This window comes from Streptomyces sp. GD-15H (assembly GCF_045291515.1).
Taxonomy (GTDB): Bacteria; Actinomycetota; Actinomycetes; order Streptomycetales; family Streptomycetaceae; genus Streptomyces.
In genome coordinates this window covers 4,781,799-4,802,494 of sequence record NZ_CP149447.1, presented here as the reverse complement: position 1 = coordinate 4,802,494, position 20,696 = coordinate 4,781,799, and the positions used below count along the sequence as shown (strand labels likewise).

Genomic DNA, 20,696 nt, shown 5'->3' with positions numbered 1-20,696 from the left:
AACTCGTTCGGGCAGCGTGCCCGGTCAGGCCACCGCCGTCAGCTCCTGTTGCCGTTCCCTCGGCACGAACCGCACCTGAGGGTGGCCGCGGTCCCAGCCGACCGTCAGGCGCAGGTTGCCCACGCGGGCCAGGATGCCGCCGATCACGGCAGCGGCGAGGGCGGCGACGGCACCGCCCACCGCGAGGCCGACACGGGCGCCGTAGGTGTCGGTGATCCAGCCGACGATCGGGGCGCCCACGGGCGCGCCGCCGAGGAAGACCATCATGTACAGGGCCATGACGCGACCGCGTACGGCCGGGTCGGTGGCCATCTGGATGCTGGTGTTGGTGGTGACGTTGACCGTCATGGCGAACAGGCCGATCGGGATCATGAGCAGGGCGAACAGCCACAGGGTGGGTGCCCCGGCCGCCACGATCTCCAGTCCGCCGAAGGCCAGCGCGGCCAGGATGAGCAGCCGCAGGCGGGCCGTGCCGCGCCGGGCGGCGAGCAGGGCGCCGGCCAGGGAACCGACCGCCATCAGGGTGTTGAACAGGCTGTAGGTGCCCGCGCCCCCGTGGAAGACGTCGTGGGCGAAGGCCGAGAGGTAGACGGGGAAGTTGAACGCGAACGTGCCGATGAAGCCGACCAGGACGATCGGCCAGACCAGCTCGGGGCGCCCGGCGACATAGCGCAGCCCCTCCCGCAGCTGCCCCTTGCCGCGCGGGGACGGCGTGACGGCGTGCAGTTCGCGGGCCCGCATCATCATCAGGCCGGCCAGCGGAGCGATGAAGGACAGGCCGTTGAGGAGGAACGCCCAGCCCGTGCCGACGCCGGTGATCAGCAGGCCCGCGACGGCGGGACCGACCAGGCGGGCGGACTGGAAGTTCGCGGAGTTCAGGCTGACCGCGTTCTGCAGCTGCCCCGGGCCGACCAGCTCGGCGACGAAGGACTGGCGGGCGGGGTTGTCGACCACCGTGGCCAGACCGGTGACGAAGGCGGCGACGTAGACGTGCCAGACCTCGACCTGTCCGGTGAGGGTGAGGGCGGCGAGCACCAGCGAGGTGAGGGCCATCGCCGACTGGGTGACCAGCAGCGTGGGGCGCTTGCGCAGGCGGTCGACGAGGACGCCGCCGTACAGGCCGAACAGCAGCATCGGCAGGAACTGCAGGGCCGTGGTGATACCGACGGCGGCCGAGGAGGCGGTGAGGGTGAGCACCAGCCAGTCCTGGGCGATGCGCTGCATCCAGGTGCCGATGTTGGAGACGACCTGGCCGAGGAAGAACAGGCGGTAGTTCCTGACCTGCAGCGAGGAGAACATCCGGGACTTGCGGGGGTCGCGGCCCGGCGCTTCGGGGTCGGTCGGTGTGTCACCGCCGGTGGGGGTGTTGTGGGTGTCAGGTGCGGGGGCGGAGTCTGCTCCGGGTCCCGTACTCAAGGTTCGCCTCCTAGCGACAACTGTTGGGTTTCCTAGATGTGCGCGAGCTTCTCCAGCACGGGGGCGGCGGCGCGGAGTTTCGCCCATTCGTCCTCGTCGAGTTCCTCGGCGAGGGTGGCCAGGAAGGCGTTCCGCTTGCGGCGGCTCTCGGTGAGCATCGCCTCGGCCTGTTCGGTCTGCGTCACGACCTTCTGGCGCCGGTCGTCGGGGTGCGGCTCCAGCCGGACCAGCCCCTTGCCCTCCAGCAGGGCCACGATGCGGGTCATCGAGGGCGGCTGGACGTGTTCCATGCGGGCGAGTTCGCCCGGGGTGGCCCGACCACAGCGGGCCAGGGTGCCCAGCACCGACATCTCGGTGGGGCTGAGCGACTCGTCGACGCGCTGGTGCTTGAGCCGACGGGACAGTCGCATCACGGCGGATCGAAGGGCGTTGACGGCGGCCGCGTCGTCGCCATGGCTGAAGTCCGGCATGTTCTTTAGCATAACTCATTACTCTCGCTAAAGGATCAGGCGGGACGTGCTCGAACTCCGCCAGTTCCCGTGACATCGGCCACTCACGCCACAGATCACTCATACGGGTGATCCTTTGGCGGAACGGGGCACACCGAGCCGGAGAGTGCGGCAAGGCTCATGTCCATGGGGACCGACGTACTCAGCGTGCGCATGGACCAGGAGCTGCTCGAACGGCTCCGGCGCCACGCCGCCAAACGCGGAATGAGCGTCCAGGACTATGTCGTCCGGACGCTCATTCGCGATGACTTCGACCAGCGGTTCCAGGCCGCGGTCGAGGAGACGGACAGGTTCTACGGCGTCACCTGAGCCGCCCCTCCCACCGCTCGCGACCCGATCAGGCCAGGTCAGGCCAAGTCAGGTCAGACCCAGTGCCGGCATCAGGTAGTAGAAGGCGAAGACCGCCGACACCGCGTACATCGCCGCCGGGACCTCCCGGCCGCGCCCGGCCGCCAGGCGCAGCAGCACGAAGGCGATGAAGCCCATGCCGATGCCGTTGGTGATCGAGTAGGTGAACGGCATCATCACCATGGTCACGAAGGCCGGAATGGCGATCGTGTAATCCGCCCAGTCGATCTCCTTGATCGAGCCCGCCAGGATCAGGAAGCCGACCGCGAGCAGCGCCGGGGTGGCCGCCTGGGACGGCACCATCGTGGCGACGGGCGTGAGGAACAGCGCGACGGCGAACAGCGCGCCGGTGACCACGTTCGCGAAGCCGGTGCGCGCGCCCTCCCCGACGCCGGCCGTGGACTCCACGAAGGCGGTGGTGGCGGAGGAGGAGCTGGCGCCGCCCGCGGCGACCGCGACACCGTCGATGAACAGGACCTTGTTGATGCCGGGCATCTGGCCCTCGGCGTCGGTCAGCTTGGCCTCGTCGGAGACGCCCATGATCGTGCCCATCGCGTTGAAGAAGCACGACAGCAGCACGGTGAAGACGAACAGGACGCCGGTCAGCACGCCGACCTTGCCGAAGCCGCCGAACAGGCTGACCTCGCCGATCAGGCCGAAGTCGGGGGTGGCGACGGGGTTGCCGGGCCAGGTCGGGTCCGTCAGACCCCAGGAGGGGACGTCGGCCACGGCGTTGATGACCATGGCGACGACCGTCATCGCGACGATCGAGATGAGGATCGCGCCGGGCACCTTGCGCACGATCAGCGCCAGCGTGAGCAGCGCGCCGAGGACGAAGACGAGGACCGGCCAGCCGTCGAGGTGACCGCCGGTGCCGAGCTGGAGCGGGACGGTGGTCTGGGCGGCGTCCGGTATCCGGGACACGAAACCGGAGTCGACCAGGCCGATCAGCATGATGAACAGGCCGATACCGATGGCGATGGCCTTGCGCAGACCGTACGGGACGGCGTTCATCACGCGCTCGCGCAGGCCGGTGGCGACCAGCAGCATGACGACGAAGCCGGCCAGCACCACCATGCCCATCGCGTCGGGCCACGACATGCGCGGGGCGAGCTGGAGCGCGACGACCGAGTTCACGCCGAGGCCGGCGGCCAGCGCGATCGGCACGTTGCCGATGACGCCCATGAGCAGTGTGGTGAACGCCGCCGTCAGGGCGGTCGCGGTGACCAGCTGGCCGTTGTCGAGCTGGTTGCCGTACATGTCCTTGGCGCTGCCGAGGATGATCGGGTTCAGCACGATGATGTAGGCCATCGCGAAGAAGGTGGCGAATCCGCCACGGATCTCGCGGGGCAGGCTGCTGCCCCGCTCGGAGATCTTGAAGTAGCGGTCGAGTGCACCGTACGCGGGAGCGGGTCCCGGCTGATCGGGCAGGGGAGCCTTGCTGGGGGCCGACGTGGACATGCAGAACCTCATCACCGTCGGACTTCCGTCAAAGCCCTTTGGCGCTTCCTACGAACAGAAATGGCCAGAGACAAACAGATTCAGTATGAACATATAATGACGTCCACGCTATCTCCGCGCGTAGACATGTCTGGCTCGATGCGGCGCATCTCACCCCCCGCCCGCCCTCGTAAGCTGTCCGCATGGCCGCTTTCTTCTCGGGGACCTTCAAGCACGAGGCGCCGGAGCCCCTGGAGGGCCCCGTGGTCGCCACCATCGTCGGCGGCACGATCACCTGGTTCGCCCTCTTCCTGGTGCAGCTGCCCTTCTACGGCTGGCTCGACGACCACGGCCACACCTGGTGGCTGTGGACCTGCCTGGCCGGCGGCGGGCTCGGGTTCATCGGCATCTGGTACGTCCGCCGGCGCGACGCCGCGATCAAGCGCGACCGGGCCGCGGCGACCGCGCGGGCCACGGAGACGGTGGAGAAGGAACCGGCCGGCGGCCCCTCCGGCGCCTCCTCCCCCTCGCCGGCCGACTGACCCCCACACAACTCCCGTACGACCGCGGCACTACGCCCGTCCTGCGGCAGTCCTCCCCCTGGTCGGATCCTCCGCGCATCCGGTGGGTGAAGCCGCAGAACCGCACGTACCGTCGCTCGCATGGCGCATCTCGACGCGGACCCTCAGGCCGGGGCCGCGCACCCTGGCACCGTCACCTCGCCGGTGACCGGCCTGACCGCCGCGGAGGTGGCGGAGCGGGTGGCCCTCGGGCAGGTCAACGACGTGCCGGTGCGCAGCAGTCGGTCCCTGGCCGACATCGTCCGCGCGAACGTCCTCACCCGGTTCAACGCGATCATCGGCGTCCCGGCGTTCTTCCTGGCCCTCGCCCCCAACAAGGAGCGGGCACGGCCGCACTTCGTACGGCGGGTGATGCGGTACGCGATCCCGGGCGGGGTGCTGGCCGCGCTGGCGACGTTCGCCACGTACCTGCTCGCCCGCCACCACTACAGCGGTGCGGGCGCGTTGGACGCGGAGACGAGCGCGGCGACGCTGACGCTGTTCCTGATCTCGCTGTGGGTGCTGGCGATCATCGCCCGGCCGTACACCTGGTGGCGGATCGGGCTGGTGGCTGCGATGGCCGCGGGGTTCCTGCTGGTGCTGGTCGTGCCGTGGCTGCAGGAGTTCTTCGCGCTGAAGCTGGTCGGGATGACGATGCCGTGGGTCGCGGTCGGCGTCGCGGTGGTGGCGGCGGCCACCCTGGAACTCCTGTGGAGGTGGGTGAACCGCCGCTTTCCCGCTTAGCGCTCGGCTCGGCAAGGGACGGTCGTATGTCCCTGCGGGCCGGTGGGGGCTGGTCGCGCCCGCGACGGAGCCGCATGTCGACACAGCCCCGCGCCCCTTTCAGGGGCGTCTCGGTGAACCTCGCGACCAGCCGGACGCGCCTTACTTCACGTCGACGAAGTCACCGGCGGCCTTGACGGCCGGGGTGGTCGAGGTGCCCTCGAAGTTGTAGCGGTGGTAGCCGTCGACGGAGGCCTTGACCGTGGTCTTCAGGTTGCCCGTCGAGTTGGTCTTGAGGGTCTTGACCGTGGTGTAGGTGTTGGAGTTCTTCTTGCGGAACTGCAGCTTCACGGCCTGGTTGGTGTAACCGGCGTACCGGAAGGTCTCCCAGTTGGCGCGGGTCAGCTTGCCGGTGACCGTGAGGGTCGCGCCCTTCTTCACCGGCTCGGGGGCGGCGTTGACGGTCAGCTTGGAGTAGCGCTGGACGCGGTGGGTCTTCTGGTAGTCGTTCCAGTAGATGCTGCCGTCGCCCGACAGCACGCCGGCGGTCACCTTCCAGGTGCCGGCCAGCGCGTTCTTGTACAGGTCGTCGCCCGGGACGGCCGTGATGGTGAGCTTGCAGGTCGAGGTGGTGGCGCTCGAGGCGGTGCAGTTGGCGACCTCCTCGTTCGGCGCGAGGTAGCCGTCGATGTCGGTCTCGACGTCGGTGCCGTGCCACAGGTCGATGTAGGCGTCCACGACACCCGCGGGGTGGCTGGCGGTCAGCGACACGGTGATGGTCTTGGCGTAGGTGGTGCCGACGACCAGGGCCTTGCCGGAGTTGACGGTCACCTTGGACACGGTGGGCAGCTCCTCGGCCGCCGCGGCGCTGAACGTCGAGTTGGCGGAGGCGGCGGGGGTGCCGAAGCGCTCGGCGGCGGTGGTCTTGTCCAGGTTCACGCCGCCGGGGCCGTCGGCCTGTGCGGCCGGGACGGCGAGGGCGGACAGGGCCAGGGCGCCCGAGACCGCGGCGACGAGGGTGGCTCGAATACGCATGCGTTCCCCATGTGGAGAGAGGGGCCCCGGTGGTCGTCGTTCCCCACGGCTCGTCGTCGCACCCGAGGCCCAAGTGATCATGGAGTCTGTTGACTCAACTGATCAGATACATGACACGAGCGAATGGTTGTACGGGGAATAGAAAGTTTGTGTGCGACTCTTGAAGATCAAGGAGAGCGGCCGCCGCGCGCCCCACAGAGCCCGAAAGACCCGAAGAACCCGAACAGCCCGAGCACCCTGAAGGAAGGTTCCGCATGATAATCAGCGCCCGCGACAACCCCTGGCAGCATTATTCCCAGGCCTTGTCCATCATGCGGACGGGTATTGTGATTTGGTGATGGGCGCGACGAAGACTCCGGATACGCAGTCTCGGGCAAAGAGGCGCTCACTGGGTGGCCAGCTGTCCTTCCGCGTGCGTTCCTTCATGGAAACCGAGGCCGGCAGCGCCGGCCTGCTCCTGATCGCGGTCGCGGTGGCCCTGGTCTGGGCGAACTCCCCCTGGTCCGATTCGTACACGTCGCTCTGGGCCACCGACCTGTCCCTCTCCCTCGGCAAGGCCGAGCTGTCGATGGACCTGGGACACTGGGTCAACGACGGACTGATGGCCCTGTTCTTCTTCATCATCGGCCTGGAGGTCCGTTACGAGGTTTCCGTCGGGGAGCTGAACAGTCGCAGCCGGCTCATGATCCCGGTCCTCGCCGGGATCGGCGGCATGCTCGTGCCCGTCCTGCTGTACCTGGCGATCGCGCCGGGGGGCGAGGCCGCCATGGGCTGGGGTGTGGTCATCGGCACCGACACGGCGTTCATGCTGGGCGCGCTCGCCATCGTGGGCCCGCGGTTCGTCACGCAGTTGCGCGTCTTCCTGCTGGCCATCACCGTCATCGACGACATCGTGGCCGTCACCGTGATCGGCGTGGTCTACTCCGGCAGCGTCAATGTGCCGGAGCTGATCGCCGCGCTCCTCCTGGGCGTGGTCCTGTCCGCGCTGACCCGCTTCGGCGTCTGGCAGGCGGCCCCGTACGTCCTGATCGTCCTCGTGATGTGGCTCGCCACCCTCCAGGCGGGTCTCCACGCCTCCATCGCCGGCATGCTCGGCGGCCTCCTGATCCCCGCCCGGAACCCGTCACGCGAGGGAGTGGAGAAGGCCGCGCGGCTCTTCCGCGCCTTCCGTCAGTCCCCCTCGCGGACGTCGGCAAGACGGCACGCAGGGGGCTCCAGCAGGCCGTCTCCGTCAACGAGCGGCTCCAGACGGTGCTCCACCCCTGGTCCAGCTACGTCATCGTCCCGGTGTTCGCGCTGGCCAACGCCGGTGTCGACCTGCGTAACGGCGTCCTGACCAACGCCCTGACCTCCCCCGTCACCTGGGCCGTGGTCGTGGGTCTCGTCGTCGGAAAGCTGGTCGGCATCTGGGGCGGCGCCTACCTCGGCACCCGGACCGGCCTCGGAAAGCTCCCGACCGGGGTGGGGCAGGGCCATGTCCTGGGCGGCGGTGTCCTGTCCGGGATCGGCTTCACCGTGTCCCTGCTGATCGTCGGGCTCGCCTTCGACGACCCGGTGGTCCGTGCCGAGGGGACCGTCGGTGTCCTGCTGGCCGCCCTGTTCTCCACCCTCGCGGGCTGGCTCGTGTTCCATCTGGCCGCGGTCCTGCGCGGGGAGACCGACGCGGACCTGCCCCGTTATCTGGACCGCCCGGTCGACCCGGAGACGGACCACATCCTCGGGCCTCCCGAAGCACCTCTCACCCTGGTGGAGTACGGCGACTTCGAGTGCCCCTTCTGCGCCCGCGCCACCGGCGTCACCCAGGAACTGCGGCAACGTTTCGGCGACCAGTTCCGCTACGTCTTCCGGCACCTGCCGCTGCCCGACGTGCACCCGCACGCCGAGCTCGCCGCACGGGCGGCCGTCGCCGCCGACCTGCAGGGTCGCTTCTGGGAGATGCACGACCTGCTCTACAGGCACCAGGACGAGCTCGATTACCAGGACAGCGCCGGCTGACGCCGCCGACCTCGGACTCGACGTCGAGAAGTTCCTCCGCGACCTCGACGACGAGGAGACGGCCGAACGGGTACGGGCGGACGCCGCCAGCGCCGAGGCCAGCGGCGCCCGCGGGGTTCCGACGTTCTTCGTCGGCAACCGCCGGCACACCGGCCCGTACGACGCGGCGACGCTCGCCCGCGAACTCGAGGCGTACGCGAAGGAGTCCGGCGCCCAGGCGCCCACGAAGTAAGCGAAGGGCCCGCCCGTGGGGCGGGGTCGGCCCCGCCCCACCCCACGGTCAGTCGAACCAGCGGTCCCGCGCCAGCTCCTCCGTCCTGGACGGGTCCTCCAGCAGGGCCGCGACCTCGAAGCGGCGCGGCCACTCCCGGGCCGCCCAGGCCAGTCCGGCCGCGACGCCCTCCAGGGTGGCGGCGTGCAGCACACCGTCGTCGGTCAGACGCCAGTCGACCTCCACGCCGTCCACGACGAGTTCCTCGTGCTCGACGTACGTCCCCGGGGTGCGCGACCCGAGCAGTACCCGCACGGACTCCGGCACCTCGTGCTCGGTGCCCTGGGAACCGACCTCCCCGGTGACGGACTCGCTCAGCCGCCGCACCTGGAGCAGTTCGGCGAGCTCGGCGGCCCGTGAGGGGCGGACGGGCAGCAGGGCCACACCCGCGGTGAACGGCAGCAGGTCGGGCGAGTCGACGACCACCGCGTCGGCGGCGTCCACCACCTCGACCCGGCCGTCGACCACCGCGCGCAACTCGTCCGGCAGGGTCACCTGCTCCGGCTCCAGGTCGGCCAGCGCCCCGTAGAGGGCGTGCAGCTGGGCGGCGGTGACCTCGCGGTCGGGGTCGGCGAGGCGGTCGAGGAGTTCGGCCGCGCCGCCCGGTTCGTCGAGCAGCGCGGACACGGAGGTGCGCACTCCGAGGGCCCGCAGCACCTGCTCGTCCTCGAAGCCGGTGGCGTCGGCCTCGTCGTACAGGCCACGCAGCAGCGGGTCGCTCCCGGCGGCGCGCAGCCCGGCCGGGCGGCGGCCACCGAGCACCGGGTGCCCGCGCAGCCACCAGGCGGTGTACGGGCGTACGACCTCGTGGGTGCCGTCGGGCAGCAGGATCCGCACCGGCTGGGTGAGCGCGTCGCGCAGCGGCGGGCGGGCGAGCAGGGCGAGGGCCTGGGGCCACTGGTCGTCGTCCACGAGGTCGAGGTCGCGCACGGCGACGATCTCGGTGGCGACCGGCGGCACCGGGCCGTCGGGGAAGCGGTCGAGGATGTCCTCGCACCACACGTCCACGGCGTCGAGCAGACCCGCGTCGTCGGGTTCGGCGAAGTCCCCTTCCCTCGGCTCGAGTTCGTCCGGGTCGAGGACGACATCGGTGGCGCGGACGAGGGCGAAGTCGACCAGCACGCCGCAGGCGGCCAGCGGGGCCTCGCCCCACTTCTGCGCCCACTCGGTGTCCACGAAGGCGAGTTCGCCCTCGCGCATGACGCGGGCGAAGGGGCCGCCGGGGAAGACCAGTTCACAGGCCGGGGAGAGTTCGCCGTCCTCGTCGGGGAGGGCGAGGGCGCCCAGCCAGGGCTCGTCGCCGGGTTCGAGACCGGCGTCGCGCACCAGGCCGAGCACGGTGTCGGCGAGCTCCTCGGCGTCGGGTGCCTCCTCCTCCCAGTTCATGCCGCCCTCGTCGTTGAGGGAGGCGGCGACGGCGGCCCGCACCTGCGGGGTGGTGAGCACCGCGCGCGGGGTGGCCGGGAGGGCGCCGAGCTTCTCCAGCAGGGGGTGCGCGGCGTCCGGGTGGGCGACCTTGAGGCCGAGCCGGGCCAGCGTCTCCGGGTCGATCCGGGCGGCCTCGGCACCGGGCAGCAGGACCTGTCGGGGGCCGATGGCGGTACGGCCGTCGGCCAGCGGCACGGGCAGTCCGGAGAGCCGGTCCGGCTCGACCCCGGCAAGGCTCTCGTACAGCCGCCACCACCAGTCGGGCGCCTTCTCCAGCCCGGCGAGCCGGTCGATCGCGTCGGCCAGCGGGATCCGGGCCACGCCCAGGGTGCGCAGTTCCGTCCGCCGTTCGAGACCGGCGGGCAGCAGGGTGGGCAGCACCTCGGCGAGCACCCGCACGGTGTCGGCCCCGGCACCCTCGACGACCTCGGCGTCCCGGGGTCGCAGGGACTCGGGCAGATCGGAGTCGTCGTCCTGCTCGCGCGGCTTCGCGGCCGGCGGCAGGAACGACGTACGCGGCAGCCGTCCGAGGATCGCCTGGCGCAGGGCGCCGTCCAGTTCGCCCTTGCCGAGCGGGCCGGGCACGAGGTCGATGATCCCGGCGGTCACCGGACGCCACTGGGCGAGGAGACCGGCGTAGGCGTCGGCCGCGCGCTCCACCAGGAAGTCGGTGAGCGGGCCGGGGGCGGTGTGCCGGCGGGTGGAGTCCAGCGGGAAGGAGGCGATGAGCAGGGCGGGGACGCCGAGCTGCTCGTCGCTGGGGGTGGGGGCGTGTACGACGGGGCTGGTGCGGGGCCGGACGGGGCTGCCGTCGGAGTCGACGGGGACGGCCCAGGTGACCGACCAGTGGGGCCGCAGCCGCTCCTCGACGGGACGGTCGGCGAGCAGGTCCGGGGTGAGCGGCCCGTGCGCAGTGGCGGTACGCCAGCGGGTGGTGCCGTCGTAAGAGTCCTCGACGACGATGAAGGGGCCGTCGGTGCTGCGGCGCAGGGTGCGGGGCGGGGCGTCGCCGATCTCGACGACGACGTCCTCCAGGCCGGGCAGGGCCAGCAGCAGGGCGTCGTCGACCGCGTGCAGCAGCCGCTCGGCGAGGTCGGCGGCGGCGGCGTCGCGCAGCGGCAGGATGACGGCGGTGTCGTACGGGTCGGGTGCGGTGCCCTCGGCGGCGAAGGGCAGCCGGAGCAGCGGTACGTGCCCGTCGCGCCGACGGATCTCGTCGCCGAGACCGGCGCTGTGCCCCGCGCTGCCACCGGCGAGTTCCCGGGCCTCGGCCAGGGACCACCGCACCCCGCCGTGCCGGCCGACGAGGGCGGGCTCGTCGGTGACGGCGAGGACGGCGGCGAACCCGACACCGAACCGGCCCACGGCCCTCTCGGGGTCGTCCCGTTTCGCGGACGCCCGCAGGGTGGACAGCGACTCGACCCCGGCCGCGTCCAGCGGGGCGCCGGTGTTGGCGGCGACGAGCACCCCGTCGCGCAACGTGAGCCGGAGCCGCCCCGGCACCCCCGCGCGAGCGGCGGCGTCGGCGGCGTTCTGCGCCAGCTCGACGACGAGGCGGTCCCGGTACCCGCCGAGAACGAGATCCTCCTCGGCGTTGGCGTCCTCACGGAACCGGGCGGGACTGGCGGCCCAGGCGTCCAGCACCCCACGCCGCAGTCGCGCCGTCCCGAACGGGTCGGCGCCCTCGTCCGCGGGCCGTACGAACATGCTCACGTTGATCTCTCCTCATCGGCCCTGGTCGGCGTGAGGTCGAAGGTACCGCGCCACCGGACGCGACCACGCACGTCCCCGAAGCCTGCGGCCCTCGTCATCGAGCAGCACGAGCCCGGGCACGGCAGGAGCGGCCCCGCACGGACGGCGATGCCGCACGGACGGCGATGTCGCACGGACGGCGTCGGTGACCTTCATGGCGTGCCGGCCGACGTGCCCGCGATCCCCCCGCTGCGCCGTGCCGGGTCGGCGGCCCGGCTGTTGCCGGTCGGGCGGCTCGCTGTCGAGTGAGCCTGCCCGTGGCGTGAGGGAGTGCTCACCGCCTCAGCAGTCGGCACAGGGCGTGCCGCAGGTCGCCGACGTCAGGCACGGTGTCCAAGGACAGGCATCGCGCGATCCACTGTTCCCAGGGACGGTCACCTTCATCAGCGCCGGTCGTGCGGCGGAACTTGGCCACGACCGCTTCACCGGGCAGGGCTCGGGCAGCGCCTCCGCCTCCGCCCAGGGCTTCCTTCTCGATCCGCTGACCGTCCGCGAGATCGACGATCACGCGCGCACCCCAGCGGCCCGGCAGGTGAGCGTCGAGTTCGGGGGCGTGGCCCAGGACCACCTCCGGCACATTCGGGGGCAGCGTGCCCCGGAAGAAGCCGACGTCCGCGGCGGCCCCGTGGAGCCACGCGGCGACCGCGAAGACCGCGCTGGCCGCGGCCTCGGTGGGGCCCGCCGGCGCCCGGTCTGCGGTGACGAAACGCAGCAGTGCCTCGGGCAGCAGGATCTCGACGCGGCGGGCCGTCGTGACCGGAAGTCCCTGGACCGACAGCGCCTGCAGCGCATCCAGCGCCGCGTGCAGGGGCCGGGCGCACGGGTACGCCTTGAACACGCAGCCGTTCAGGTGCGGCTCCGCCTCGGGTGAGGACGGTGCGGCGCTCCTGCCCAGCGCCGCGGCGGCGGGCCCGTCCAGCAGACTCCGGCTGGCCCGGGCGCCGACACGGGCCAGGTGGGCGGCCTCCACTCCCTCGGCCGCCGCACGCCCGGCCAGCAGGTAGTGGCCCGCGCCGAGCTCGTCCGCGCTGAGCAGCCCGCCGAGACCGGCCGCGGCCAGACCCAGGGCCGCGGTGGTCTCCTCCTGATCGAGGTCCAGCAGGCTTGCCGCGGCGGCGGCCGAGCCCAGTGCGCCGAAGACCGCGGTCGGCCACCAGGCGGTGCCGTACAGGCGGGGTCCGCCGAAGCGCAGTCCCGCCTCGACGACCACCTCGTATCCGCTGATCACGGCGTCGACGACCGCCCGGCCCGGTCGTCCTTCACGGTCGGCCACGGCCAGGGCGGTCGGGACCACCACGGCCGCGGGCACCACCGCCGCGGCAGGGTGCAGGGCGTCGTACTCGTCGGCGTGCGCCAGCACCGCCTCCGCCCACACGGTTGTGCGCAGCGCGTGCCGCCCGGCCAGGGCAGGCGTGCACAGCTCACCGGGCACGCCGGTGTCCGCCACGAACCGGGCGAGCTGCGCCGCGAGGGGATGGGAGGCTCCGGCCACGACGCACCCCACGGTGTCGAGGACGTGGAGGGCGGCCGACGACCGGGTGCCGGCGTCGGCTCGCCCGGCCGCGCGCCGACCGCGCCGGGCCAGCTCCTCCAGCACGCTCACCGGACGGCTCCCGGCCGCAGGGCGGGCAGCACGGTGGAGCCGACGCCTTCGATCAACTCGGTGGGCAGGTCGTAGGAGCCGACGTGCTGGAGGAACACGCCGGTCACGCCGGTGGCGTGCAGCTCCCGAAGCCGCTCGGTGATCTCCTGCGCGGTGCCGAACAGGCAGAACTCCCGGGCGAAGCGCAGGGCCGCCTCGTCGCTGACCCACTCCGAGCAGATGGCGACGGCCGCGTCCCAGTCCTCGGCGTGCACGAGATCCGGGTAGACCCCTTCCACCCGCGCGGGGACGTCGAGTTCGATCCCCGCGAGGGCGAGGAAGGGTGCCCCGCCGTTCTGCGCGATCGACGCGCAGACCGGCTTGAGCAGCCGCGCATCCTTCTCGACGTCGTCGGTCACCGCGCAGAACGCCGAGACGGTCAGCGGGACCGCCTCGGCGGTGCGGCCCGCGGCCTCGGCGCCCTCCCGCACGCGGGCGGTGGCACCGGCCAGGGTCTTCGGCGAGGCGCCGCTGAGCAGGATGACGCCGTCCGCCACCTCCCCGGCGAGCCGCAGGTTCCGCGGGCCGCTGGCGGCCACATGGACCGGCACGTCCGGCTGGGGGTCGCGGAGCCGGGAGCGGACCGTGCCGAAGTCCCACTCGTGTCCCGACAGCAGCGCCCGCAGCATGCCGACTCCCTCACGCAGCGCTGCCCCGGTGCTCGGGCGCAGGCCGACGGGGCCGACCGAGCTGTTGCCCACGCCGAGGCCGAGCGTGAACCTGCCGGGGGCGAGCTCGGCCACGCTGCGCGCGGCCGAGGCGACGACGGCCGGGTGCCGGGTCACCAGGTTGGTGACCGCGGTGCCCAGCCCGATTCGCTCGGTGTGCAGGGCGGCGGCGGTCAGCACCGTGAACACGTCCCGCCACAGCAGCTGGGAGTCGGGGAACCACACCTGGTCGAAGCCGAGTTCCTCGGCCCGTCGCGCGGACTCGACCAGCCGGTCCGCCCGGTCGCACGGCGGGATGCGCACGCCGACCCGCAGCCCGGTCGCGGCCGTCGCGGTGGGGGCGTTCATGCCCGACTCCGGCCCAGGAACTCCAGCGCGAGCTTGTTGAAGCGGTCCGCGTGCTCGTGCTGGGGCCAGTGCCCGCACTCGGGAAAGATCTCCAGGGCCGAGCCGGAGATCGACTGCTGCATCCGGTGCGCCTCCGGCACATCGCCGAAGGGGTTCTGCGCGCCCCAGACGATCAGGGTGGGCGCGGTGATACGAGCCATCTGCTCGGGGGTGAGGAGGTCCTCGGTCCGGTTCTCCCTCTTCTGCAGGCACAGCAGCTCGTCGATGCCGGCGACGAACTCGGGCCGGTGGTAGATGGCGTGGCGCACGTCGACGAGTTCCTCGGAGACGTTCACCGGGTCGTGCATGAGCAGTTCGAGGCGCCGACGGGTGAGGTCGCGGTCGTCGCTGGTGACGGCCGCCTTGGTGCTGGTGCGGATACGGTCCATGACCTCGGGGTTGGCCACGGTCCCGCCCGGGGCGACGAGGACCAGCCGCCCGACCCGCTCGGGGTGGTCGGCGGCCAGCCAGGCCACCCAGCCGCCGAGCGACTCGCCGACGAAGTGGGCCCGCTCGATGCCGCGGCTGTCGAGGTAGTCGAGCACGTGCCGCACGTAGCGCGGGATGCGCAGGTCGCCGCCCGGGTTGTCGGTGTAGCCGTGGCCCAGCATGTCGAGGGCGTGCAACTCGAAGTGCTCGGCCATGTCCGGCACGTTGCGCACGAAGGCCTCGAGGTGGCCGCTGGTGCCGTGGAGCAGCACGACGGCCTCGCCCTCGCCGGCCCGCAGCACGCGGGTGCGGGTGCCCTTCACCGGTGCGTACGACAGCTCGAAGCCGGTGCCGGTCAGGTCGGTCCAGATGGTCATGCGGAGGTCTCCTTCGGGGAGGGGGTGAGGAGGCTGACGCCCATGCCGGTCAGCCAGTCGGGGACGGCCCCGTAGGCGAGGGTGCGGCCGGCCGGCGACCCCGCGGGGGAGGTGAGCGCCGCGGCAAGCGCGATCCATGCGCGCAGTTCCTGGGCTCCGTTGCCCGCTTCCTGTTCGATCTGTTCGTCGGTGCGGTCGAGGACTTCGGAGAGGTCACCGGTCTCGAGCAGGCGCAGGAACCACTGGTCGAACGCCTCGTTGATGTCCGGTGCCGCGGCCCGGATGATCTGCCGGCGCCGTACCTCGTACTCGTTCCAGGAGGTGCGGCCGTTGAGCCAGGCCTCGACGAGGAAACGGTCGTCGTCCGACATGGCGGCGAACCACTTGGGCCACGGAAGCCGGTGGGACAGCCCGCCGGAGGCGATGACCGCGATCCGCTTGTCCTGACCGTCGCCACGGATGGCGTCGCGGAGTGCGGCACCGAGCGCGTGGCAGCGGCGCAGTGACGGCAGCGGCGGCGCGAACATGTTGATCACGACGGGGACGATCGGTATGTCGAGGGCGGGCACCAGGTGCTGGAGCGAGTGGGTGATGCCGTGGTCGACGGTCAGCCGCAGGGAGAACGCCGGGTCGAACCCGTCGGTGACCAGCCCGTCGACGAGACTGCGGGCCAGGTCGGTGTCGACCGGGAGCGGCCCGCCCGGTGTGCCGGCCTCTCCGGCTCCGTGCACCTCGCCGACGCCGACGGTGAAGGCCGGCATCAGGTCGAGGAACATGCCGCGGAAGTGGTTGGACCCGATCACCACGACGGCGTCCGGGCGGGCCGCGGCGAGCGCGTCGCGCGCCTCGGCCAGTCCGTCGCGGAACCGGTGGGCGGCGGGGAGGTGGTCGACCTCGGCCCAGTGCGTGTTCATCAGGGTGCTGTGCGACGCCCCGATGCCCAGGACCAGTTGGCTCACGACTCCTCCTCGCTGATGCGCTTCGGCCGCGCCGGCGGCGCTGCCGCGTTCGGTGGTGATCCGGCGCAGGTGTTCAGCTCGTGCTCCGTTCCTGGGTGCACAGCGCGATCGCGGTGTGCACGAGGGTGCGGGTCAGCCGGTGGGCTTCCCGGATGTCGACGACGTTCATCCCGGAGGGGAAGTCCAGCGGCAGTGGTGCGTCCGGCCCGATCCGGTCCATGCCGATCCGGGCGGTCGGCAGGCCGCGGGAGCGCAGGATGTTGGCGTCGGTGGCGCCGCTGTTGGCCGTGATGGGCTCGTGCGGGCGGCCGGCGATCTCCTCCCACGCGGCCATGGCCGCCGCGACGACCGGGGCGTCCTCGGGGGTGTGCGTGCCGGGGATGGACAGGACCATGTCCCAGTCGAGTTCGATCTCCGGGTGTGCGGCGGTGATCGCGTCGACGGCGGCGGCGAACTCGCGCCGTATGTCGGCGGGTGTCGAGCGGGGGTTGGTGCGCAGGTCGACCATGATCCGGCACAGGGCCGGGGTCACGGCCGCCATCCGCGGCCAGCCGCCCTCCACGGAGGACACGATGCCCTGTGGTGCGACCAGCCCGTCGGTGTGCCGGGCGGCGTACTCGGGGAACCAGCGTTCCAGGGCGTCGATCACGGTGGCGGCGTGGGCGACGGCGTTGCGGTACGGCATCCGGTGCCTGCTGCCGACGTAGGTGTAGGTGCCGCGCACGCGGATCTCGAACCAGCACAGCCCCACCTCCTCCCACGAGACGGCCCATCCCGGCTTGGCGATCAGGGCGTGGTCGGCCCACCAGCCCTGCTCCAGCAGGAATGAGCAGCCGCTGCCCTGGCCCGCGTTGTGCCGGGTCAGACCGCGGGTGGTGCGGCCGTTGGTCGGCATCCCGCCGGCGCCGAGGCCGACGACGAGGTCGCCGCGCAGCGGGATTCCGGCACGGGCGATCGCCTCCGCCGCGGCGACGACCGCCGCGCCGTGCCCCTTGGGGTTGCTGGCGCCCAGGCCGAGCACGTGGTGGCCGTGCACCTCGGCGCGTGGCCGCAGGTCCGCCCGCAGCTCGGGCCCGACCCAGGGCACGTCCTCGTCGGGGTCGCCGACGGTGAGGGTGTCGATCGGGGCGTAGAGCAGCAGGTCCTCGCCGCTGCCGTCACCGCGCAGCCGGGCGACGGCGTTGGCCTGGCGGTCGTCGATCGCCTGGTAGTGCGCGTCGAGCCCCGCGCGGTCGAGGGTCGTGGTCAGCCAGCCGGCGAGCTCGGCCTCCTCACCGGTCGGGCTCGGGATGTCGACCATCCCGACGACGAGTTCGGTGAGCCGCTCGGGGGTGACGAGCTTCCACGCGGCCTCGGCCCAGGCCTGTTGCCGTTCACTGAGCCGGCTCATCGCGCACCCGGGCGGACGGTGCGGACGGTGGTGCCGCGCCCCAGCCGGACGAGCAGTCCGGTGCGCTGCGCGGCCACGGCGGCGGCGACGGCGGTGAGGGTGAGGAGGACGGCGGTGCGAGAGGACATGGGTCAGCTCCTGTCGGTGAGGAACGCGTCGGCGAGCGCGGCGACGGTGGCGGGACGCTCGGCCTGGGGGTGGTGGGAGGTTCGGCCGACGACGGCAAGGTCACCGCGGGGCAGCGCGTCGGCGAGCGCCGCCGCGTATTCCGGACCGGCGAAGGGGTCGTGGCGCCCCCACAGGACCAGGGTGGGGGCCTGGACGGTGCCGAGAACGGGGCCCAGGTCCTCGGCGGGGGCGGGCAGGAGGGCGGTGGCGAGGGCGCCGGCCGTGGTGCTGGCCCGGAACCGGGCCAGCACCGTCGGCTCCGGGATGCGGGCGGCGTCGTACCACTCCAGCCCGGCCAGCAGCGCCCGCATCTTCGCGGGGCTGGGGCCGTCGCCGCCGTAGTACTCGGCGCGGGCCCGGACGGCGAGCCCGGGGTCCGTGCGCAGCGGTCCCGCCCCGCCCGGGGTGGGCGTGGGCTGGCTGCCGATGAGCACGATCCGGCCGAGCCGCTCGGGCCGGTCGGCCGCGAGCCACAGCGCGACCGACCCGCCGAACGACTGGGCCAGTACGTCGACCCGCTCGGGCCCGATGCGCTCCAGCAGCGCGGCGAGACCGTCGGCGGAGGCCGTGACGGACCGCTGCGGCGCCGGCTGCCCGGTGGCCGAGCCGCCGTAGCCGGGCAGGTCCACCCACAGCCACCGGCGCTCCGGCCGCAGCGCCATCACCGCGGCGAAGTCCGAGGCCGCGTGGCAGCCCGGGCCACCGCCGTGCAGGACGACGGTGACCGGGCCGTGGGCGGCGCCGGCCCAGCCGTGGGCCGGTTCGACGGGCGGCTCAGTGGCCGACACGGCGTTCGGTGGGCTGGACGACCGGTTTGATCTGCTCGACGTGCCGGCGCCAGGCGTTGATCGAACAGGTCGGGCCGGTAGAGCCGCTCCGGCGGGGCGTCCGTCACGTTGACCATCCAGGCGTCCTGCCGGGTGAACTGGCCGTGGAACAGCCACCGGAAGGCGGACAGGTACTTCGCCTTGAACGCCAGTGCCGTGGCACCGGTCTCGAAGCGCACCATCAGCTGCACGTAGCGCACGTGGTCGGCGTCGACGGGGACGTACCACTCGTAGTGGATGAACTTCGGGTAGGCCACCCGCAGCAGTCCGGGCATCCGGACCGACACGAAGCCCGGGATGTCCATGGCGGCGATCACGGGGTTGGCGTCGCCGTTCTTGCCGGGGTGGTCGGGCAGCGGTACGCGTTTCCACCAGCGCTTGTTGGTGAACGTGCCGACGCCGGGGAACTCCGCCTCCCAGTGCAGTTTGTCCTGCACGCGGATCAGCCAGCCGTCACGTTCGACGATGCGTGTCTCGTTCCACGTGGGCATGACCTTGAACAGCCGCCACAGTGCGGTGTTGTGCAGGTACTTGGCGTGGCCCTCGTCGAAACCGTTCTCGGCGCCGAAGCGCCAGTTGCCGTCGCGGACCTCGGACCGTCCGCCGAGCACCAGCGTGTTCTCGGTGAGCTCGGTGGGGATGTCGCGCTCGACCGGCGGGGGTTCCTCGCCGGGAGCCACGTCGCCTATGTAGACCCACAGCAGGCCCAGGCGCTCCTCCACCGGGTAGGTGGCGACGGAGACCTTGCCGCAGATGGGGCTGTCCGGCCCGTCCGTGATGACGGCGTCGAGCTTCCCGCTCTCCAGGCCGAAGGTCCAGCCGTGGTAGGCGCAGCTGATCGTGCCGGGGAACTGCCGGCGGCCCAGCGACAGGGGCACACCGCGGTGCGGGCAGCGGTCGTGCAGACCGCGCACGGTGTCGCCGTCGCGGATCAGCACGACGCGCTCGCCGGCCAGGGTGATCGGTACCGGCTTCTGCTGGACCTGGTGCGCCCAGATGGTCGGGTACCAGTAGTCGCGGAACCCCAGCTCGGCCGAGTTGTAGGTCGGCCACGCCGACCAGTCCGAGCCCTCCTGCACGGGCGGGCCGGGCTCGACCGGCGTCGTCGAACGGGCCGCGGCACCGCGGGAACGCGGGGCCCGACGGGGTGCGGCCTCGGGGGTCGGGTCGGTGGGTGCGCTCACAATGTCTCCAGTCAACGGGGGTTCGTACGGGGACCGTGCGATCGTCGGAGTCGGGGGATCGACTGGTCCCAGGGGCGGTTCGGATCGGCCGGTCTCGGCGGGCTGTCGGCGAAACCGCCCGCTCAGAGGTCGAGCACGAGCTCGCCGGTCTGTGCCCGCGACACGCACGGCAGGAAGACGTCGGTGCGGTCGGGATCGGTCAGCGAGTCGCGGTGCAGGGGCAGGCCTTCCAGGACCGGGAGCTCGCAGCTGCCGCAGACACCGTCCCGGCAGGCGTTGGGGACGGCGATGCCGGCCGCGTCCAGGACGTCGAGGGCCGAGCAGTCGGCGGGTACGGCCAGTCGACGGTCGGAGCGGCCCAGGACCAGCTCGAACGCCTGCAGGTCGTTCTCGTCGTCACGGGGCCGGGCGGAGAAGCGCTCGACGTGCAGAGCACCCGCCGGCCAGTTCTCGCACCGCTGCTCGACGGCCGCGATCAGTGCCTCCGGGCCGCAGCAGTACACGGCCGTCCCGTCGGCCGGCGAACCGAGGGCCGCCTCGAGGTCGAGGTGGCCGAATTCGTCGAACGGCCGCGGTTCCACCGCGCCCTCGTGCGGCGCGAGCTCGGGCAGGAACGCCATCGATCGGCGGGTGCGCCCGCCGTAGAGCAGTCGCCAGTCCCCGCCCTGCGCGTCGATCCGGCGGATCATCGGCAGCAGGGGCGTGATCCCGATACCGCCCGCGATGAACAGATAGCTCTTCGCCTCGACGAGCGGGAAGTGGTTGCGCGGCCCTCCGACTTCGACGATCTCGCCGGGCCGCAGCACCTCGTGCACGTATGCCGATCCCCCGGAGGAGTCCGGCTCCCGCAGGACGGCGATGCGGTAGCGGTGACGTTCCACCGGATCGCCGACCAGTGAGTACTGGCGTATGTGCTCCGGCAACCCGAGGTCGATGTGAGCCCCGGGTTCCCAGGCGGGCAGCAGCCGTCGCTCGGGGTCGGCGAGCTCGACGGAAAGCACGCAGTCGGACTCCAGCCGCAGGGCGACGACCTCGAGTTCCAGGACGCCGTTCTCGCTGTCGGACATCTTCACCTCCAGGTTCAGTACTTAGTACGGTACGCAATACGAGAGGATCTGGGAAGCCCCCCGGACATGAGGGTGCGCAGAGCCCGTCGCGCAGGGCGGCCATTCGGAACGGATGTACGGG

Annotated in this window: 16 protein-coding genes and 2 pseudogenes; 4 read left to right on the top strand and 14 right to left on the bottom strand. The window is 72.1% G+C overall.

Annotated features, from left to right (window positions below):
* Window positions 1–24 precede the first annotated feature (24 nt).
* Window positions 25–1,416 carry an MFS transporter gene (locus tag WJ438_RS22800; RefSeq protein ID WP_406726879.1) on the bottom strand — a complete coding sequence of 464 codons (1,392 nt, stop codon included), beginning with the start codon at window positions 1,414–1,416 and terminating at the stop codon, window positions 25–27.
* A 32-nt stretch (window positions 1,417–1,448) separates the two neighbouring features.
* Window positions 1,449–1,886, bottom strand: coding sequence for a MarR family winged helix-turn-helix transcriptional regulator (locus WJ438_RS22795; protein ID WP_406726878.1), 438 nt, complete (start codon window positions 1,884–1,886; stop codon window positions 1,449–1,451).
* Window positions 1,887–2,045: 159 nt separating this feature from the next.
* Here WJ438_RS22795 and WJ438_RS22790 point away from each other — a divergent pair, with 159 nt between their 5' ends.
* Complete coding sequence (locus tag WJ438_RS22790; RefSeq protein WP_406726877.1) at window positions 2,046–2,234, top strand: ribbon-helix-helix protein, CopG family; 189 nt, start codon at window positions 2,046–2,048, stop codon at window positions 2,232–2,234.
* A gap of 48 nt (window positions 2,235–2,282) precedes the next feature.
* On the opposite strand, the gene WJ438_RS22785 is transcribed toward WJ438_RS22790, so the two are convergent.
* On the bottom strand, window positions 2,283–3,734 hold the full coding sequence (locus WJ438_RS22785) for an NCS2 family permease (RefSeq protein ID WP_406726876.1): 1,452 nt from the start codon (window positions 3,732–3,734) through the stop codon (window positions 2,283–2,285).
* Window positions 3,735–3,916: 182 nt separating this feature from the next.
* On the opposite strand from WJ438_RS22785, the gene WJ438_RS22780 reads away from it, so the two are divergent.
* Both WJ438_RS22780 and WJ438_RS22775 read left to right on the top strand, forming a co-directional pair.
* Window positions 3,917–4,255 carry a DUF2530 domain-containing protein gene (locus tag WJ438_RS22780; protein WP_406726875.1) on the top strand — a complete coding sequence of 113 codons (339 nt, stop codon included), beginning with the start codon at window positions 3,917–3,919 and terminating at the stop codon, window positions 4,253–4,255.
* Between the two features lie 315 nt (window positions 4,256–4,570).
* Window positions 4,571–5,017: pseudogene (locus WJ438_RS22775) on the top strand (cation-translocating P-type ATPase); the annotation flags it as partial.
* A gap of 141 nt (window positions 5,018–5,158) precedes the next feature.
* On the opposite strand, the gene WJ438_RS22770 reads toward WJ438_RS22775, so the two are convergent.
* Window positions 5,159–6,031: a calcium-binding protein gene (locus WJ438_RS22770; protein ID WP_406726874.1), complete on the bottom strand. Its 873-nt coding sequence runs from the start codon at window positions 6,029–6,031 to the stop codon at window positions 5,159–5,161.
* 337 nt (window positions 6,032–6,368) lie between these two features.
* Between WJ438_RS22770 and nhaA the strand changes: the two are divergent.
* Window positions 6,369–8,258: pseudogene (gene nhaA, locus WJ438_RS22765) on the top strand (Na+/H+ antiporter NhaA).
* Between the two features lie 48 nt (window positions 8,259–8,306).
* Here the strand turns inward: nhaA and WJ438_RS22760 are convergent.
* The 10 genes from WJ438_RS22760 to WJ438_RS22715 form a co-directional block, all read right to left on the bottom strand.
* Window positions 8,307–11,438 (bottom strand): sacsin N-terminal ATP-binding-like domain-containing protein, encoded by a 3,132-nt coding sequence (locus tag WJ438_RS22760; RefSeq protein WP_406726873.1) that lies wholly within the window; start codon window positions 11,436–11,438, stop codon window positions 8,307–8,309.
* Window positions 11,439–11,751: 313 nt separating this feature from the next.
* Complete coding sequence (locus tag WJ438_RS22755; protein ID WP_406726872.1) at window positions 11,752–13,080, bottom strand: MmgE/PrpD family protein; 1,329 nt, start codon at window positions 13,078–13,080, stop codon at window positions 11,752–11,754.
* The gene (locus WJ438_RS22750; RefSeq protein WP_406726871.1) at window positions 13,077–14,135 is read right to left on the bottom strand and encodes an LLM class flavin-dependent oxidoreductase; all 1,059 of its coding nucleotides are present in this window, start codon (window positions 14,133–14,135) and stop codon (window positions 13,077–13,079) included. Before WJ438_RS22750 ends, WJ438_RS22755 begins: the two co-directional genes overlap by 4 nt.
* Window positions 14,132–14,980, bottom strand: a complete 849-nt coding sequence (locus tag WJ438_RS22745; protein WP_406726870.1) for an alpha/beta fold hydrolase — start codon at window positions 14,978–14,980, stop codon at window positions 14,132–14,134. Before WJ438_RS22745 ends, WJ438_RS22750 begins: the two co-directional genes overlap by 4 nt.
* Window positions 14,977–15,939 carry a catechol 1,2-dioxygenase gene (locus WJ438_RS22740; protein ID WP_406726869.1) on the bottom strand — a complete coding sequence of 321 codons (963 nt, stop codon included), beginning with the start codon at window positions 15,937–15,939 and terminating at the stop codon, window positions 14,977–14,979. The genes WJ438_RS22745 and WJ438_RS22740 overlap by 4 nt, the downstream gene beginning before the upstream one ends.
* Window positions 15,940–16,012: 73 nt before the next feature.
* On the bottom strand, window positions 16,013–17,329 hold the full coding sequence (locus WJ438_RS22735) for a M20/M25/M40 family metallo-hydrolase (RefSeq protein ID WP_406726868.1): 1,317 nt from the start codon (window positions 17,327–17,329) through the stop codon (window positions 16,013–16,015).
* Window positions 17,326–17,457 (bottom strand): hypothetical protein, encoded by a 132-nt coding sequence (locus WJ438_RS22730; protein ID WP_406726867.1) that lies wholly within the window; start codon window positions 17,455–17,457, stop codon window positions 17,326–17,328. Before WJ438_RS22730 ends, WJ438_RS22735 begins: the two co-directional genes overlap by 4 nt.
* 3 nt (window positions 17,458–17,460) lie before the next feature.
* Window positions 17,461–18,159: an alpha/beta fold hydrolase gene (locus WJ438_RS22725; RefSeq protein ID WP_406726866.1), complete on the bottom strand. Its 699-nt coding sequence runs from the start codon at window positions 18,157–18,159 to the stop codon at window positions 17,461–17,463.
* Window positions 18,159–19,508, bottom strand: coding sequence for a Rieske 2Fe-2S domain-containing protein (locus WJ438_RS22720; RefSeq protein ID WP_406726865.1), 1,350 nt, complete (start codon window positions 19,506–19,508; stop codon window positions 18,159–18,161). Before WJ438_RS22720 ends, WJ438_RS22725 begins: the two co-directional genes overlap by 1 nt.
* A 122-nt stretch (window positions 19,509–19,630) precedes the next feature.
* Complete coding sequence (locus tag WJ438_RS22715) at window positions 19,631–20,575, bottom strand: PDR/VanB family oxidoreductase (protein WP_406726864.1); 945 nt, start codon at window positions 20,573–20,575, stop codon at window positions 19,631–19,633.
* Window positions 20,576–20,696: the final 121 nt, after the last annotated feature.